We start from the raw sequence: 14374 nt of genomic DNA, 5'->3' as shown, positions 1-14374 counted from the left end.
CCCGTGAAGGTCGAAACCATGACAGATGAGGTGCAGGACATGCCGTACACCGTGCAAGGCGTGGTCGCGCGTGGCAAGGGCGAGCCCGTCTCGCTGGAGACCGTTATCGTGCCGGATCCCGGCCCTGGCGAGGCCGTGGTGACGGTCCAGGCCTGTGGTGTCTGCCACACGGACCTGCACTACCGCGAGGGCGGCATCAACGACGAGTTCCCGTTCCTGCTCGGCCACGAGGCCGCGGGAGTGGTCGAGGCCGTCGGCGAGGGCGTCACCGAGGTGGCCCCCGGTGACTTCGTGATCCTGAACTGGCGGGCCGTCTGCGGCGAGTGCCGCTCCTGTCTGCGAGGCCGTCCCTGGTACTGCTTCAACACCCACAACGCCACCCAGAAGATGACCCTGGAGGACGGCACGCCGCTCAGCCCGGCCCTGGGCATCGGCGCCTTCATCGAGAAGACCCTGGTCGCGGCCGGGCAGTGCACCAAGGTCGATCCGTCGGCACCGGCGCAGGTGGCCGGACTGCTGGGCTGTGGCGTGATGGCGGGCATCGGCGCGGCGATCAACACCGGCGGCGTGACCCGCGGTGACAGCGTGGCGGTCATCGGATGCGGCGGCGTCGGCGACGCGGCCGTTCTCGGCGCCGGCCTGGCGGGCGCCTCGAAGATCATCGCGGTGGACGTGGACGACCGCAAACTCGCCTGGGCCAAGGAGTTCGGCGCCACCCACACGGTCAACTCCCGCACCTCCGACGTGGTCGAGACGGTCAAGGAGCTCACCGGCGGCAACGGCGCGGACGTCGTCATCGAGGCGGTCGGCCGCCCGGAGACGTACCGGCAGGCCTTCTACGCCCGCGACCTGGCCGGGACCGTCGTCCTGGTCGGGGTGCCCACCCCGGACATGACGCTGGAGCTGCCGCTGCTCGACGTCTTCGGCAGGGGCGGCGCGCTGAAGTCCTCCTGGTACGGCGACTGCCTGCCCAGCCGCGACTTCCCCATGCTCATCGACCTCTACCTCCAGGGGCGGCTCGACCTCGACCGCTTCGTCTCCGAGACGATCGGCCTCGGCGACATCGAGGACGCCTTCGCGAAGATGCACCGCGGCGAGGTCCTGCGCTCGGTGGTGATCCTGTGATCGACAAGGTCGTCACCTCGGGAACGTTCTCACTGGACGGCGGGACCTGGGACGTCGACAACAACGTCTGGATCGTCGGCTCGGCGAGCGAGGTGCTGATCGTCGACGCAGCCCACGACGCCGCCGCGATCGCCGAGAGGGTCGGTGGCCGCGAGGTCAAGGCCATCGTCTGCACCCACGCGCACAACGACCACATCGACGCGGCGGCCGACCTCGCCGAGCGGACGGGCGCGCCGATCCTGCTTCACCCGGCCGACCAGGTGCTGTGGGAGATGGTCTACACCGACCTGCCGTACACCCCGCTCAAGGACGGGCAGGTGCTCTCGGCCGGCGGAATCGAGCTGACCGTGCTGCACACGCCCGGCCACGCTCCCGGCGCGGTCTGCCTGTACGGGGCGGAGATCGGCGCGGTCTTCACCGGCGACACCCTGTTCAACGGGGGGCCCGGTGCGACGGGGAGATCCTTCTCCTCCTTCGACACGATCATCGAGTCGATCAGGGAGAAGCTGCTCACCCTGCCGCCGGAGACGGCCGTGCACACCGGTCACGGTGAGTCCACCTCCATCGGCGCGGAGGCGGGGCACCTGGAGGAATGGCTCGCCAGGGGCCACTGACCCGCGTTTTTCCGCACTCGATCCGCTCACGCGTCCCGGTCTTCGCCGGGGCGCGTTCGCGTTTCCGGCTCCCTCGCCCCGGTGGCGTGTCCACGGGTCCCCTAGCCGGGTTTCCGGTGGACCTTTTCGCGTGCTCACCCGCAAGACGGCCCTGCTGTCGCGAGGTTTCCCGCACGTCGACCGGTTGCCGCCCGGGTGGGAACTTCGGACCGATGACAGAGAGATTAAGGTCGTGTGCCCTAGTTCACATAGGCAAGGCTTACCAAATGAGCTAGTTTAGGTGTGCCTAACCTATGGTAGCCTCCAGAAAGGTCGCACCCCCGTGTACGTATGCCTCTGCCGTGCGGTCACCGAGAACGAGGTGCACGACTGCATCTCGGCAGGGGCCAGAAGCGCGCGCCAGATCCGCGATGCCACGGGCGCCGGCGGCGACTGTGCTTCTTGCGTGCGAAAAATCTGTGCGATCCTGAAGCGGTCTGAAGATTTGATGCCGACCGCATAGCACGAGGAGCCCGCCATGCAGGGCGACAAGAAAATCATCGAACTGCTCAACGAGCAGCTGACCGCGGAGCTGACCGCGATCAACCAGTACTTCCTGCACGCCAAGATGCAGGAGAACTGGGGGTATACCCGGTTGGCCAAATACACCCGCGAAGAGTCCATCGACGAGATGCGCCACGCGGAGAAGCTCACCGACCGCATCCTCTTCCTTGAAGGACTGCCCAACTACCAGAAGCTGGGCACCCTCCACATCGGCCAGACCGTCGCCGAGCAGCTCCGCGCGGACCTGGACGTCGAGCTTGAGGTCGTCACCCGGCTGAAGCCCGCCATCATCCTGATGCGTGAGAAGGGTGACGCCACCTCGGCCCGGCTCTTCGAGGAGATCCTGGAGGACGAGGAGCGCCACATCGACTACCTGGAGACCGAGCTGGGTCTCATCGGGAGCCTCGGGGAGCAGCTCTATCTCGCCCGCTACGCAGAGCCGCCCTCGGCGTCTTGAAGTAATAAAGCATGAACACGCCCACCAGATCCCCTCTGGTGGGCGTGTTCTGTTTTGTCGCCTCGCCCTTTTGGGGTGCTGTGCTTTCCAGGCACTTCCAATGCGGGAGACCTACTCCGTAGCCCTCGGCCGTTGCGGGATGACTATCCGGGATTTATCAGTGTTTGCCCAGGTCAATGGATAGGTCAACGACGAGTCAAACCGCGCGCTGTACCCGGGAAACGATCCCCTAAGGTCCTACGATCGCAACATGACCTGTGTACTACTCGCCGAGGATGACACCTCGATTTCCGAGCCACTGGCGCGAGCCCTGCGCCGCGAGGGTTATCAAGTAGAGGTGAGCCCTGATGGCCCGCAGGCTCTGGAGCGGGCTCTGTCGGGTGGCATAGACCTGATCGTTCTCGATCTGGGTCTGCCCGAGATGGACGGACTGGAGGTGGCCCGGCGCATTCGCGCCGAGGGCCACGGAACTCCCGTGCTGATCCTCACGGCCCGTGTCGACGAGGTCGACACGGTGGTGGGCCTCGACGCCGGGGCCGACGACTATGTCACCAAGCCTTTCCGCCTCGCCGAGCTGCTGGCGCGCGTCCGCGCGCTCCTGCGGCGCGGCACGTCCGAGACGCCCGTGGTCCAGGGCGTGCGCATCGACGCCGACTCACGTCGCGCGTGGATGGGAGACAAGGAGCTGCATCTGACCACCAAGGAGTTCGATCTGCTGAGGGTCCTGGTCCGGGACGCGGGAAAGGTGGTCACCCGCGAGCAGATCATGCGCGAGGTGTGGGACACCAACTGGTGGGGTTCGACCAAGACCCTGGACATGCACATCTCGTGGCTCCGCCGGAAACTCGGTGACGACGCCGCCAAGCCCCGATACATCACGACCGTTCGAGGAGTCGGCTTCAGGTTCGAGCGCGAGTAGGGGATGCGTCGCCGCCTGCTCTCCTCAACCCTCCTCGTCGCGGTCATCGGGGTGTTGCTGCTCGGCATCCCCCTCGGTGTGGCGGTCCACCGGCTCATCGAGGAGGAGGCGACCCAGGAGCTCTCCTCGCACGCCAAAAGCCTGCTGGGGGAGGTCGAGTACGCCCGGATCCAGGATCAGCCCGTCGACGAGCACCAGCTGCAACGCAAGTATTCCGATCTCTACATTCAGATTTACGCGAAAGGGACGCCGCCCCAGGTGATAACGGTGGGCACCGAGCCCCCCGAGAACCAGAAGATGACCGAGGACGCGCAGTCGGAGAACGGCGTGTACGTCGCGGTCAGCCGGGACAGGACGGGAGTGGAGCGCGAGGTTCGCGCGTGGTTGTTCCTCATCCTGGGACTCGCCGCGGCTGCCCTCGCGGTCGCGGTGGGGCTCGCCATAGTGCAGTCGCGCCGCCTGAGCTTACCGCTCAGCGACCTTGCGATGATCGCTGAGCGGCTCGGTTCCGGCGACGCCAGACCGAGCAAGCACCGCTACGGCATCCAGGAGCTCGACCGGGTGGCCGAGGTGCTCGACCGCAGCGCGACCCGCATCTCCGACCTCCTGTCCAGGGAGCGGGAGTTCGCCACCGACGCCTCCCACCAGCTGCGCACCCCGCTCACCGGCCTGACCATGAGACTTGAGGAGATCGTCGCCGCCGCCGACGAGCCGGGCATCGTCAAGGAGGAGGGCGAGGCCGCGATCGTGCAGGCCGAGCGGCTCACCGCCGTGATCGACGAGCTGCTGGCCACCGCCAGAAGGCAGCGTCAGGCACAGTCCGAGGTCGTCGAGCTCGACACGCTGCTCGACCAGCAGTTCATCGAGTGGGGCCCTGCGTTTCGCAGGGCCGGGCGGCGGCTGAGCCTGACCGGTGCGCGCGGGCTCCAGGCGCTGGGCACCGGTGGCGGCATCGGCCAGGTGATCTCCACCCTGCTGGAGAACTCGTTGAAGCACGGAGACGGCACGGTGACCGTGACCACCTGCACCAAGGAGAGGTCCATCGTGATCGAGGTGGCCGACGAGGGCAGGGGCATCACCGACGACCTGGTTCCGCGGGTCTTCGAGCGGAACGTGAGCGGAAGCGGCGGCACGGGGCTCGGCCTGCCCCTCGCCAGGGCACAGGCCGCGGCGGACGGTGGACGTCTGGAACTCGTAAAAGCGCGCCCCGCGACGTTCGCGCTCTTCCTGCGTCAGGTGGGCGACACCGGCAGGAACCGCGTCGTCCGCGGACCCGCCTGAGCGCGGCCGGCCGGTGCGTCCCGGTCCCGGTGTGTCCCGGTCGGGGCAGGACTCGTTTCCACATGTGCCACCTCGTGACCGCCCGATCCGGTACGGCGGACGATCACCCCGGATCGACGGAACGCGCGGATCAGCCAGACTGGCGCGGGGCGGAGGGCGGCGTGTTTTCTTCCGCCGACTTGCCCAGGAGATACATGTGGCCGTTGACCTGGCTGCTCGGTGCCGCCGACCGGTTGGGCGGCGTGCCTGGGACGGGCTCCGCCTGCCCCACGGGCGGCGAGATCGGCAGGAAGACCCACTTCTTGTACGACCAGAACCTGAACAGGGTCCCGAGGGCGGTGCCGGTGAGCAGGGCGATGTTGTAACTCAGCACGTCCTGCAGGCCCAGGGTGTAGGTCACGAAGCCGATCACCAGCAGCGAGATCAGCAGGCCGATGCCGTTGAGGACGAAGAACAGGAAGTATTCGCGGGCGAGGCCGCTCTGCTCGCGGTGCCTGAACGTCCAGTAGCGGTTTCCCGCGTAGGCCAGGGTCGCCGCGACGATCGTGGCGATCACCTTGGAGGTGAGCGGTCCCCAGCCGAGACCGAACCTGAGCAGGTTGGTGCCGCCGGTGTCGACCACGAAGGCGATCGCGCCGATCGTCCCGAACTTCGCCAGCTCGCGCGCCAGGTCGGCGAGCCGCCGGTAGGCGTGTCGGAGAAACTCCACGTTTCCTGCACGGTCCTTTCGGGGGTCGGCCGCTGATCCGCCGCGTCGGAGGATCTCGAACACTCTTCGGGTCAGGTTACCGGTGAGGAGGCGTGATCCGCGCGAGGTTGACTCGTCGGTGTAGATACCCGTCAACAAGTGCCTTTTCAACAAATGTCTCATAACACGGGATAAACGAGGGCAGTGACGTTACGCTGACCCCGTAGATCATGGGAAGCCCTCGGCATCTCCGCCTCCCGTGGTCGGTCCAGACGGACTGCCGTACGCGACGGCCACTACCCCGGGGATCCACCCTTGCGCCGCCGACTCCTCGCCTTGATCCTGGGCCTGTCGATGACGACCGCCTGCGGCGCGGGGAGCGAGATGCGGGTCACCACCCCCGAGATCGGCGGCCCGTCGCGCGAGGCGTCCACCGAGGTGGAGCTCAGCGAGGCGACCGACGCCATCGCGCTGCTGAGCAGGCTCGACGACGCCTGGCGCGACAAGGACTGCGCGACGGTCGAGAGGCTCACCACCTGGGCGGAGAGAGCGCTGGGCGGTCGTGCCTGTGAGGCGACCCGGAACGGCCGCCCAGCTCCCGTCAGAAAGTCCTACGGCGAGGCGGAGTTCTACCTGCCCGGCGTCGCCGGAGAGGACCGCTGGTTCGTCGCCCTGGCCCGCGAGCCCGACCCGGCCTACTTCCTCTTCGTCCAGGAGGACGGTGAGTGGCGGCTCGGCGCCGGGCCCATCCCGATCAGAGGCGAGGTCCGCGAGCCGACCGAGGGCGCGGTGCCCGCCGACGACCCGTCGGTGGGGGTGAAGGCCCGCCTTGTGCCACAGCGCTACCTGGCCTACCTGACCGACCCGGCGGGGGTGAGCGGGGTGACCTTCCCCAGGGGCGACCCGGCCCGTGATCTCTTCGGTGATCTGGTCAGGCGCCCGCCGAGCGTGAGGCCCGACCGCCTCACCACCGAGGTCCGCCTGCTCGTCGGCCCCCAGCGCGCGCTGCTGCTGCCCGGCGGCGGCGCCCTGGTCATCCACGCCCTGGAGATCGAATACCGGCAGAGGGCCCGTGAGGGTCGCTCCGCCCTGGCCCGTCCCCTCTACGGCAAGGCCGACCTGCGCGGTTTCACCGGCAGGACCAGAACCGCCAGGCTGACCGGGACCGAGGTCGTGCTCGTCGCCACCGAGATCATGGGCAAGGGTTCCAAACTCGCCACCACCGGCCTGCGCCGCGGCCTCGCCACCCTCACGGCGGACTGACCTCGGTCGCGGCCGGTCGCCTCGCCCTGTGCCGGGTCATCTCGCGGTGGATGAGTGCCGTGGGCGGGGAGCGCCCTTCACCGAGCGGAAAGCGCCCTTCACCGAAGGGCGAGTGCCCGCGGACGACCTTCCCGGCCCCCGTCACGGCGCCCGCCCGGCGCCCGTCGGCCACCCGCCGACCACCCGCCGACCATCTGCCATCCGCCCCACGCCTGGCCGCGTACCGCGCGACGGTAAACTTAACCGCTGTGAGCAGCCCTTCTTTGGCCAGTCCCATCGGACCCGTCGTCGGCGTGATCGGAGCGGGCCAGCTGGCCCGGATGACGCAGCAGGCGGCGATCGCCCTCGGCATCGAGCTGCGGGTCCTGGCCAACTCGCCCGACGAGAGCGCCGCCCGCGTGATCGCCGACGTGCGCCTGGGCGACTACCGGTCGCTGGCGGACCTGCGCGATCTCGCCAAGGGGTGTGACGCGGTCACGTTCGACCACGAGCACGTGCCCACCGAGCACGTCCGCGCCCTGGCCGAGGACGGCTTCGCCGTGCATCCCGGCGCGGAGGCGCTCGTCCACGCCCAGGACAAGGCCGTGATGCGCGAGCGGCTGACCGCGATCGGCGTCCCCTGTCCGCCGTGGCGGCGGGTCGAGACGGTCGCCGACGTCGAGGAGTTCGCCGCGGAGAACGGCTGGCCGGTCGTGCTCAAGGCGGTCAGGGGCGGCTACGACGGGCGCGGTGTCTGGGTCTGCCACTCTGCGGGCGAGGCGACCGAGGTTCTCGCCTCCGGCGTACCGCTGATGGCCGAGGGGTTCGTACCGTTCGAGCGGGAGCTCGCCGTGCTGGTCGCCAGGTCGCCGCACGGGCAGGGGGTCAGCTATCCGGTGGTGGAGACCGTCCAGCGCGACGGCATCTGCGTCGAGGTGCTCGCCCCGGCTCCCGGCCTCGACCCCGAGTGGGCCGCGGTGGCCCAGCGGATCGCCCTGACCATCGCCAAGGAACTGGGCGTGACCGGGCTGCTCGCCGTGGAGATGTTCGCCACCCCCTCCGGGCTGGTGGTGAACGAGCTGGCGATGCGCCCGCACAACAGCGGCCACTGGACGATCGACGGGGCCCGCACCTCCCAGTACGAGCAGCACCTGCGCGCGGTCCTTGATCTCCCGCTCGGGTCGCCCGCGCCGACCGCCCCCGTGGTGGTGATGGCGAACCTCCTGGGCGGCGACGACCCCGACATCTTCTCCCGGTACGAGCACGTGATGGCCCACGACCCGGGGATCAAGGTCCACTTCTACGGCAAGGAGGTGCGGCCGGGGCGCAAGATCGGCCACGTCACCGCCATGGGAACCGACCTTGACGAGGTCCGGGCGCGTGCCAGGCACGCCGCCGTCTACCTCGCCGAGGGAAGATACACCTGAGCTCGCTTCCGGGACACCTCGTCGTCGGGAGTCGTCGGGAGTCGTCGGGAGTCGTCGGGAGTCGTCGGAGGTCGTCGGTGACCGTGCCGGCAGAACACCCCGGCACCACCGAGGTCCCGAACGCCGGAAGACCCGGGCGGGTGAAGGCTCCGGCGGCACAGAAGACCGCTGCCCCCGGGCGGGGCAGGACACCAACGCGAACGCGCGGCCGGCCGGTCGCGACGAGGCATAGGGAGAAAGCATGACCACCGTCGGCATCGTCATGGGCAGCGACTCCGACTGGCCGGTGATGAGACTCGCCGCCGAGGCGCTCGCCGAGTTCGGGGTGGCGTTCGAGGCCGACGTGGTCTCCGCGCACCGCATGCCCGAGGAGATGATCGCGTACGGCGCGGAAGCGGCCGGGCGCGGTCTGAAGGTGATCATCGCGGGTGCCGGGGGAGCCGCCCACCTGCCGGGCATGCTCGCCTCGGTGACCCCCCTGCCGGTGATCGGCGTCCCCGTCCCGCTGAAGTATCTCGACGGCATGGACTCCCTGCTCTCGATCGTCCAGATGCCCGCCGGGGTCCCGGTCGCGACGGTCGCCGTCGGGGGTGCCCGCAACGCGGGTCTGCTGGCCGTACGGATCCTCGCCGCCGCCGACGAGGGGTTGCGGGCGAAGATGGAGGCGTTCCAGGTCGCTCTCAAGGACCAAGCCCATGCCAAGGGCGCGAAGCTTCGCGCCGAAGCCGCCCAGCTCGGCGCCTGATATGGCCGCTTATGGCCAATAGCTTGACAACAATACGGATATGCGATGACTCGGAGGGAAGGAGTAGATCTCCACGGATTTTGGAGGTGGGGATCATGAGGAACGCCATCCGCGCCGTCCTCGGGCTCACGGTGGCCGTGCTGGCGGTGTTCGGAAGCCTGGGCATGGGTGAAAGTCAGAAGACCACCGACTCCGCCGTGAGTTCCGTCTCGACGCGCTGACTTCCTGGTGCTCCGGCTTGCTTTCCTCGTCGTTGCGGGTGTCTCGGACGGCCCGGATACTGTGTGCGTGGAGCCCGCCACCCGTTCGCGGAGCCGTCACAGGAGGGCACGTCACCGAGATCGTCCTCGGGACGTGACGGAGGCGTGCCGGCGTTGCGGGGGCGATCCGCGCGAATGACCGCGCCCGTTGGGCGACCGCCGACATAGCGAGGGTGATGACGACGTGGAAGCAGACCTCAGCAACGCCGTCTGGCGCAAGGCGGCCCCGGAGGGGGATGACAGCGGTCCTTGCGTCGAGGTGGCCGTTGTCGACGCTCCCGAGGAGGGCCACAAGGCCGGGTCGGGTTCTCTTTACGTATTGCGCGATTCCAAGAATCCCGACGGACCGAAGCTGTTCTTCACCCGTTCGGAGTGGGACGCTTTCGTCGGGGGCGTGAAACTCGGCGAGTTCGACAACTGACCCGACGGGATCGGGACGGACAAAAGGTCCTCGTCGGTGACGGGGGCCTTCTTGCTGTGCGCTTCCAGGGCTTCGCCCTCGTCGTCGCGATCGGATCGCCTGCCGGGCCGACCCGGTGAAAGGTGCGCCACCCTCGGGGTTCACGCTTCGGCCACCGCTTTCCCGTGAGGGTAAAAACCCTTTTGTCAAAAGAAAAGGGAAAGGTGGTTTTGTGGGGCGACTCACCCTGCTGTGATGCGAGCGGCTTCGCGGTAATGGCCGCCAAAAGCGTTGTATGAATAACTTGGAGGCAACTTGGTGTTTCTCGCTATGAAATGCCGAATATCGTAGTAATTGTCATGTCCAAGGGATTACTACGAGAGAGGTGTCCTGATGGGTATCACGATGTTTCCGGGGGGCGCTTGGCCGGCTCACGACCCGCACTGGCACTACCACCATCACCGCCGCCGTCGCCGCAGGCACTGGCGTCGTAGGTATCACTGGGACAGTTGGAACTGGTGACCCGAGAGACAGTGGTGACCGACGCGATATCCGAGAAGTCGACGCCCATCCGGCCGGTTTCCGGCACAGGCCGGGAACCCGCCGTCGTGTCCGCTCCGCCTGCCGGGTGAGCGGACCTCGCGACGTCCACGCCGTCCTGGCGGGGGCGCTTCAGGGTGACACGCCCCGACCCGGGAGACACGCGGCAAAGGGATGAACGCCCGGCCGTGTCGTCAGGGTCGCCTCGGGACGACCCTGACGAGGGGAGGGGCGGAAAAGGGCGGCTGCGCGGGATGACGCGCTGTGCTCAGGGACGGCCCAGAGCGCGGTAGTGCCAGCCGGAGGCCCGCCAGGTCTCGGCGTCGAGGGCGTTACGACCATCGACGATCTTGCGGGAGGCCACCACGGAACCCAGCTCCTCGGGATCCATCGCGACGAACTCCCGCCACTCGGTCAGCAGCAGCACGACGTGGGCGTCCTTGGCCGCGTCCAGGGCCGAGGCGCCGTAGGAGAGTCCGGGGTGGGCCTTGCGGGCGTTCTCCTGGGCGACGGGATCGTAGACGGTGACCCGGCCCCCCTGCTCGCTGATCTTGACGGCGACGTCCAGGGCGGGCGAGTCGCGGATGTCGTCGGAGTTGGGCTTGAACGCGGCGCCGAGCACCGCGACCGTACAGCCGCGGAAGGAGCCTCCGGCCAGCTCGCGGGCGAGGTCGACCATGCGGGCGCGGCGGCGCATGTTGATCGCGTCGACCTCCCGCAGGAAGGTCAGTGCCTGGTCGGCGCCGAGCTCACCGGCCCGGGCCATGAAGGCGCGGATGTCCTTGGGCAGGCAGCCGCCGCCGAAGCCGAGGCCGGGGTTGAGGAACTTGCCGCCGATGCGGTCGTCGAAGGACAGCGCGAGGGAGAGCTGCTTGACATCGGCGTGGGCGGCCTCGCAGACCTCGGCCATCGCGTTGATGAAGGAGATCTTCGTGGCGAGGAAGGCGTTGGCTGCCACCTTGACCAGCTCTGCCGTGGGGTAGTCGGTGATCACCATCGGGGTGCCCATCTCCAGCATGGAGGCGTACACCTCCCGCATGACCTTCTCGGCCCTGTCGGAGGCGACACCGAGCACGATCCTGTCGGGGTGGAGGGTGTCCTTCACCGCGAAGCCCTCGCGGAGGAACTCGGGGTTCCACGCGAGCTCGGCGCCCGCGCCGATGGGGGCGAGCCGGGCCAGCTTGTCGGCGAGGCGCTGCGCGGTGCCGACCGGGACGGTCGACTTGCCGACGATCAGGCATTCGCGGTCCAGGTGGGGGGCGAGCGACTCGATCGCGGCGTCCAGGTAGGACACGTCCGCGGCGTACTCTCCCGGCTTCTGTGGCGTGCCCAGACACAGAAAGTGCACATCGCCGAAGGCCGCGGCCTCCTCGTACGAGGTGGTGAAGCGCAATCGGCCGTTGGCCAGGTTGCGCCGCAGGATCTCCTGCAGGCCCGGTTCGTAGATGGGCAGATCGCCGGCCCGCAGGCGGTCGATCTTCTCCGCGTCAACGTCGAGGCTGAGGACTTCGAAGCCCAACTCGGCCATGCACGCGGAAGTCGTCGCACCGAGATATCCGGTTCCCACCATCGTGAGGCGGTAGGCCACTGGTGCTCCCTTCGTTCTGCCCAATTCTTTGCCGACAGGGTATCGGCAACTTGTGGTTCTACTTTGCCACCTGCGCAAACGCCGCAGGGCATACCACATGGGGTGGAGCGCTCCATGTTTTGTTGGACGTCCTAGTATTTTCCCATGAGCTATCCTCTCTACGCACTGCCCGAGGAGCACGAGATGCTCCGCGAGACGGTCCGCGCCCTCGCCGACGAGAAGATCGCCCCTCGCGCCGCCGAGGCCGACGAGACCGGGGAGTTTCCCTGGGACGTCTACAAGGCGCTCGTCGCGGCGGACCTGCACGCCGTGCATATCCCCGAGGAATACGGGGGCGCCGGTGCCGACGCCCTCGCGGCGGTGATCGTCATCGAAGAGGTGGCGCGAGCCTGCGCCTCGTCCTCGCTGATCCCCGCCGTCAACAAGCTCGGCACCGTTCCGCTGATGCTCGCGGCCTCCGAGGAGCTCAAGCGGGACTATCTCACGCCGGTCGCGCGGGGTGACGCGATGTTCTCGTACGCCCTCTCGGAGGCCGAGGCGGGCAGCGACGCCGCCGCCATGAAGACCCGCGCGGTCCTCGACGGCGACCACTACGTGCTCAACGGCGCCAAGATGTGGATCACCAACGCCGGGGTGTCGGAGTACTACACGGTGATGGCCGTCACCGAGCCGGGCATCGGGGCGAAGGGCATCTCCGCGTTCGTCGTGGAGAAGGGCGACGAAGGCGTCAGCTTCGGCGCGAAGGAGCGCAAGCTCGGCATCAAGGGCTCCCCGACCCGCCAGGTCATCCTGGAGAACGTGCGGATCCCCGCGTCCCGGATGATCGGCGAGCCGGGCACCGGCTTCAAGACCGCCCTCGCCACCCTGGACCACACCCGCGTCACCATCGCCGCCCAGGCGCTCGGCATCGCCCAGGGCGCGCTGGACTACGCGATCGGCTACGTCAAGGAGCGCAGGCAGTTCGGTAAGGCCGTCGCCGACTTCCAGGGCGTGCAGTTCATGGTCGCCGACATGGCGATGAAGCTGGAGGCCGCACGCCAGCTCACCTACGCCGCCGCCGCCAAGTCGGAACTCGCCATGCACGGCGAACCGCAGAAGGACCTCACCTTCCTCTCCAGCGCCGCCAAGTGCGCCGCCTCCGACGCCGCGATGGAGATCACCACCGACGCGGTCCAGCTCCTGGGCGGGTACGGCTACACCAGCGACTACCCGGTCGAGCGCATGATGCGCGACGCGAAGATCACCCAGATCTACGAGGGCACCAACCAGATCCAGCGCATGGTGATGGCCCGGCAGTTGCTGAAGTAGGTCCCTGAGCAGGAGAAGCTCTCTCCTTCGTGGAATCGTCCGTCAGTCTTCGCGACCTCCGGATGATCTCCCGAGCGGCCCCGTTCCGTCCCTGTTCCGTGAGACACGATGCAGGGACGGAACAGGTTCATATTCATTGCCTCTGTGATATGCCACAGCGGCTCTCACCAGGGCCGATGACGCTTGCCTCTTCTCGATCACCTGACGCTCGAATGCGACCGGCGGTAGCCCGTCGTTGGCGCTGTGCCGTCTACGCGTGTTGTAGAAGTCCGCGATCCAGGTCGCGATCCTCAGCCGTGCCCCGGCCCGAGTGCGGAACCGGTGCCGATGCACGAACTCGACCTTCAGCGTTCCACCTCCACCGCCACTGACTTTCCCGTCGCCGATGAAAGTTACATCGGCGACGGTGATTCGCGATCGCCGACGTAAGCGATTTCCTTCCTCGATCTGCCCGGAGCACGGGCTGATCCGGCAGGGATCCGGGGCGTCACGAGTGCCGTGTGGAGGACTGCGCCTAGCCGTCGGCGACCGGCGCGACGACGGAGACACCGGCCCCTGACCTGCAAGATCGGACCCACTGTCCGCCGGGTCGCACCGTGCGCATGAGCGACGGGCCCCTGCCGCGCCCCACGAGAAGTCCAGTGTGTCACGGAAGATCATCTGACGCCGTGGCGCAGGAGTGGAGAAAGGCGCGCCTCACCCACTCCATGGACTATTGCGAGACATCCCTGTTAATGGGACATTACACCCAGACATCAGTCGGCATACGTCATACGTTACGAAACAGTAACGCTGTGTCTGCCACGGATTCTTGGGGCGCGCTATGAGAAGACCTCTCGCGCCCCGGCGGCGATGACCCTCGTCAGCGCGGCGCCGGGGCGGGCGATCAGGGTTCCTTCGGCGCCGACGAGATCGTCCTTCGCGTACCGGAGAGCCCGTGAGCCGCCTGGGGCGAATGCTCGGTGCCACGAGACGGTGGGCACCGCTCATCCCGCGACAAGGACATTCGGCCTCACCGACGACGAGCCTGCCGAGTCCCACGCTCTGCCGGCGATCGCCGCGCATGACGTGAGGGTGGGCCGACCCCTCGGGCCGGAAAGCTGCACGGCCCTCCGATCGATGCCCTCAACCGCAAGACAGGCGTCACATCCGCGCGACGGCACACCCCGATGAGTTCTACGGCGACGGGTGATCACGCGGCGACCACTCTGCTCGGAATCAGCGAAAGGAACAGAGC

General features: G+C 68.0%; 16 protein-coding genes. 12 read left to right on the top strand and 4 right to left on the bottom strand.

Features of this window, described 5'->3' with window-relative positions; all coding sequences use genetic code 11:
- The first annotated feature begins 39 nt into the window (after positions 1 to 39).
- The 6 genes from ABZ664_RS03740 (at position 40) to ABZ664_RS03715 (ending at position 4939) form a co-directional block, all read left to right on the top strand.
- Positions 40 to 1125, top strand: coding sequence for an S-(hydroxymethyl)mycothiol dehydrogenase (locus tag ABZ664_RS03740; protein WP_362503908.1), 1086 nt, complete (start codon positions 40 to 42; stop codon positions 1123 to 1125).
- On the top strand, positions 1122 to 1739 hold the full coding sequence (locus ABZ664_RS03735) for an MBL fold metallo-hydrolase (RefSeq protein ID WP_362502462.1): 618 nt from the start codon (positions 1122 to 1124) through the stop codon (positions 1737 to 1739). The genes ABZ664_RS03740 and ABZ664_RS03735 overlap by 4 nt, the downstream gene beginning before the upstream one ends.
- A gap of 280 nt (positions 1740 to 2019) precedes the next feature.
- A complete protein-coding gene (locus ABZ664_RS03730) occupies positions 2020 to 2241 on the top strand; it encodes a (2Fe-2S)-binding protein (RefSeq protein WP_362502459.1) in 222 nt (73 codons plus the stop codon).
- A gap of 15 nt (positions 2242 to 2256) precedes the next feature.
- The gene (bfr, locus tag ABZ664_RS03725) at positions 2257 to 2739 is read left to right on the top strand and encodes a bacterioferritin (protein WP_344747432.1); all 483 of its coding nucleotides are present in this window, start codon (positions 2257 to 2259) and stop codon (positions 2737 to 2739) included.
- Positions 2740 to 2989: 250 nt separating this feature from the next.
- Positions 2990 to 3658 (top strand): response regulator transcription factor, encoded by a 669-nt coding sequence (locus ABZ664_RS03720; protein WP_012888073.1) that lies wholly within the window; start codon positions 2990 to 2992, stop codon positions 3656 to 3658.
- A 3-nt stretch (positions 3659 to 3661) separates the two neighbouring features.
- Positions 3662 to 4939 carry an ATP-binding protein gene (locus ABZ664_RS03715; RefSeq protein WP_362502456.1) on the top strand — a complete coding sequence of 426 codons (1278 nt, stop codon included), beginning with the start codon at positions 3662 to 3664 and terminating at the stop codon, positions 4937 to 4939.
- 130 nt (positions 4940 to 5069) lie between these two features.
- Here the strand turns inward: ABZ664_RS03715 and ABZ664_RS03710 are convergent, their stop codons facing one another.
- On the bottom strand, positions 5070 to 5648 hold the full coding sequence (locus tag ABZ664_RS03710) for a GtrA family protein (protein ID WP_362502453.1): 579 nt from the start codon (positions 5646 to 5648) through the stop codon (positions 5070 to 5072).
- 294 nt (positions 5649 to 5942) lie between these two features.
- On the opposite strand from ABZ664_RS03710, the gene ABZ664_RS03705 reads away from it, so the two are divergent.
- From ABZ664_RS03705 to ABZ664_RS03685, 5 genes are all read left to right on the top strand, one after another.
- A complete protein-coding gene (locus ABZ664_RS03705; RefSeq protein WP_362502450.1) occupies positions 5943 to 6890 on the top strand; it encodes a hypothetical protein in 948 nt (315 codons plus the stop codon).
- A 248-nt stretch (positions 6891 to 7138) separates the two neighbouring features.
- Positions 7139 to 8296: a 5-(carboxyamino)imidazole ribonucleotide synthase gene (locus ABZ664_RS03700; RefSeq protein ID WP_362502447.1), complete on the top strand. Its 1158-nt coding sequence runs from the start codon at positions 7139 to 7141 to the stop codon at positions 8294 to 8296.
- Between the two features lie 241 nt (positions 8297 to 8537).
- Positions 8538 to 9041: a 5-(carboxyamino)imidazole ribonucleotide mutase gene (gene purE / locus ABZ664_RS03695; RefSeq protein WP_350946425.1), complete on the top strand. Its 504-nt coding sequence runs from the start codon at positions 8538 to 8540 to the stop codon at positions 9039 to 9041.
- 95 nt (positions 9042 to 9136) lie between these two features.
- A complete protein-coding gene (locus tag ABZ664_RS03690; protein WP_362502443.1) occupies positions 9137 to 9262 on the top strand; it encodes a hypothetical protein in 126 nt (41 codons plus the stop codon).
- 223 nt (positions 9263 to 9485) lie between these two features.
- Entirely contained in the window at positions 9486 to 9722 is a 237-nt protein-coding gene (locus ABZ664_RS03685; protein ID WP_350946427.1) for a DUF397 domain-containing protein, read from the top strand.
- Between the two features lie 787 nt (positions 9723 to 10509).
- Here the strand turns inward: ABZ664_RS03685 and ABZ664_RS03680 are convergent.
- Complete coding sequence (locus ABZ664_RS03680) at positions 10510 to 11811, bottom strand: UDP-glucose/GDP-mannose dehydrogenase family protein (protein WP_362503905.1); 1302 nt, start codon at positions 11809 to 11811, stop codon at positions 10510 to 10512.
- A 162-nt stretch (positions 11812 to 11973) separates the two neighbouring features.
- Between ABZ664_RS03680 and ABZ664_RS03675 the strand changes: the two genes are divergently transcribed.
- Positions 11974 to 13137, top strand: coding sequence for an acyl-CoA dehydrogenase family protein (locus ABZ664_RS03675; RefSeq protein WP_362502440.1), 1164 nt, complete (start codon positions 11974 to 11976; stop codon positions 13135 to 13137).
- A gap of 42 nt (positions 13138 to 13179) precedes the next feature.
- Here the strand turns inward: ABZ664_RS03675 and ABZ664_RS03670 are convergent, their stop codons facing one another.
- Together ABZ664_RS03670 and ABZ664_RS03665 are read right to left on the bottom strand one after the other, a co-directional pair.
- Positions 13180 to 13797 (bottom strand): integrase core domain-containing protein, encoded by a 618-nt coding sequence (locus ABZ664_RS03670; protein ID WP_362502437.1) that lies wholly within the window; start codon positions 13795 to 13797, stop codon positions 13180 to 13182.
- A 161-nt stretch (positions 13798 to 13958) separates the two neighbouring features.
- Positions 13959 to 14120 carry a hypothetical protein gene (locus ABZ664_RS03665; protein WP_362502434.1) on the bottom strand — a complete coding sequence of 54 codons (162 nt, stop codon included), beginning with the start codon at positions 14118 to 14120 and terminating at the stop codon, positions 13959 to 13961.
- Positions 14121 to 14374 lie beyond the last annotated feature (254 nt).

Origin of the sequence: Streptosporangium sp. NPDC006930 (genome assembly GCF_040635605.1) — a bacterium.
Taxonomy (GTDB): Bacteria; Actinomycetota; Actinomycetes; order Streptosporangiales; family Streptosporangiaceae; genus Streptosporangium.
Note: the sequence above shows the minus strand (reverse complement) of the source record. Positions and strands in the feature narration are given on the sequence as shown.

Coding starts and splice junctions, on each gene's coding strand:
- ABZ664_RS03670 (WP_362502437.1), bottom strand. CDS start 13,797: ATGATCTTCCGTGACACACTGGACTTCTCGTGGGGCGCGGCAGGGGCC.
- purE (WP_350946425.1), top strand. CDS start 8,538: ATGACCACCGTCGGCATCGTCATGGGCAGCGACTCCGACTGGCCGGTG.
- ABZ664_RS03720 (WP_012888073.1), top strand. CDS start 2,990: ATGACCTGTGTACTACTCGCCGAGGATGACACCTCGATTTCCGAGCCA.
- bfr (WP_344747432.1), top strand. CDS start 2,257: ATGCAGGGCGACAAGAAAATCATCGAACTGCTCAACGAGCAGCTGACC.
- ABZ664_RS03740 (WP_362503908.1), top strand. CDS start 40: ATGCCGTACACCGTGCAAGGCGTGGTCGCGCGTGGCAAGGGCGAGCCC.
- ABZ664_RS03715 (WP_362502456.1), top strand. CDS start 3,662: ATGCGTCGCCGCCTGCTCTCCTCAACCCTCCTCGTCGCGGTCATCGGG.
- ABZ664_RS03690 (WP_362502443.1), top strand. CDS start 9,137: ATGAGGAACGCCATCCGCGCCGTCCTCGGGCTCACGGTGGCCGTGCTG.
- ABZ664_RS03675 (WP_362502440.1), top strand. CDS start 11,974: ATGAGCTATCCTCTCTACGCACTGCCCGAGGAGCACGAGATGCTCCGC.
- ABZ664_RS03680 (WP_362503905.1), bottom strand. CDS start 11,811: ATGGTGGGAACCGGATATCTCGGTGCGACGACTTCCGCGTGCATGGCC.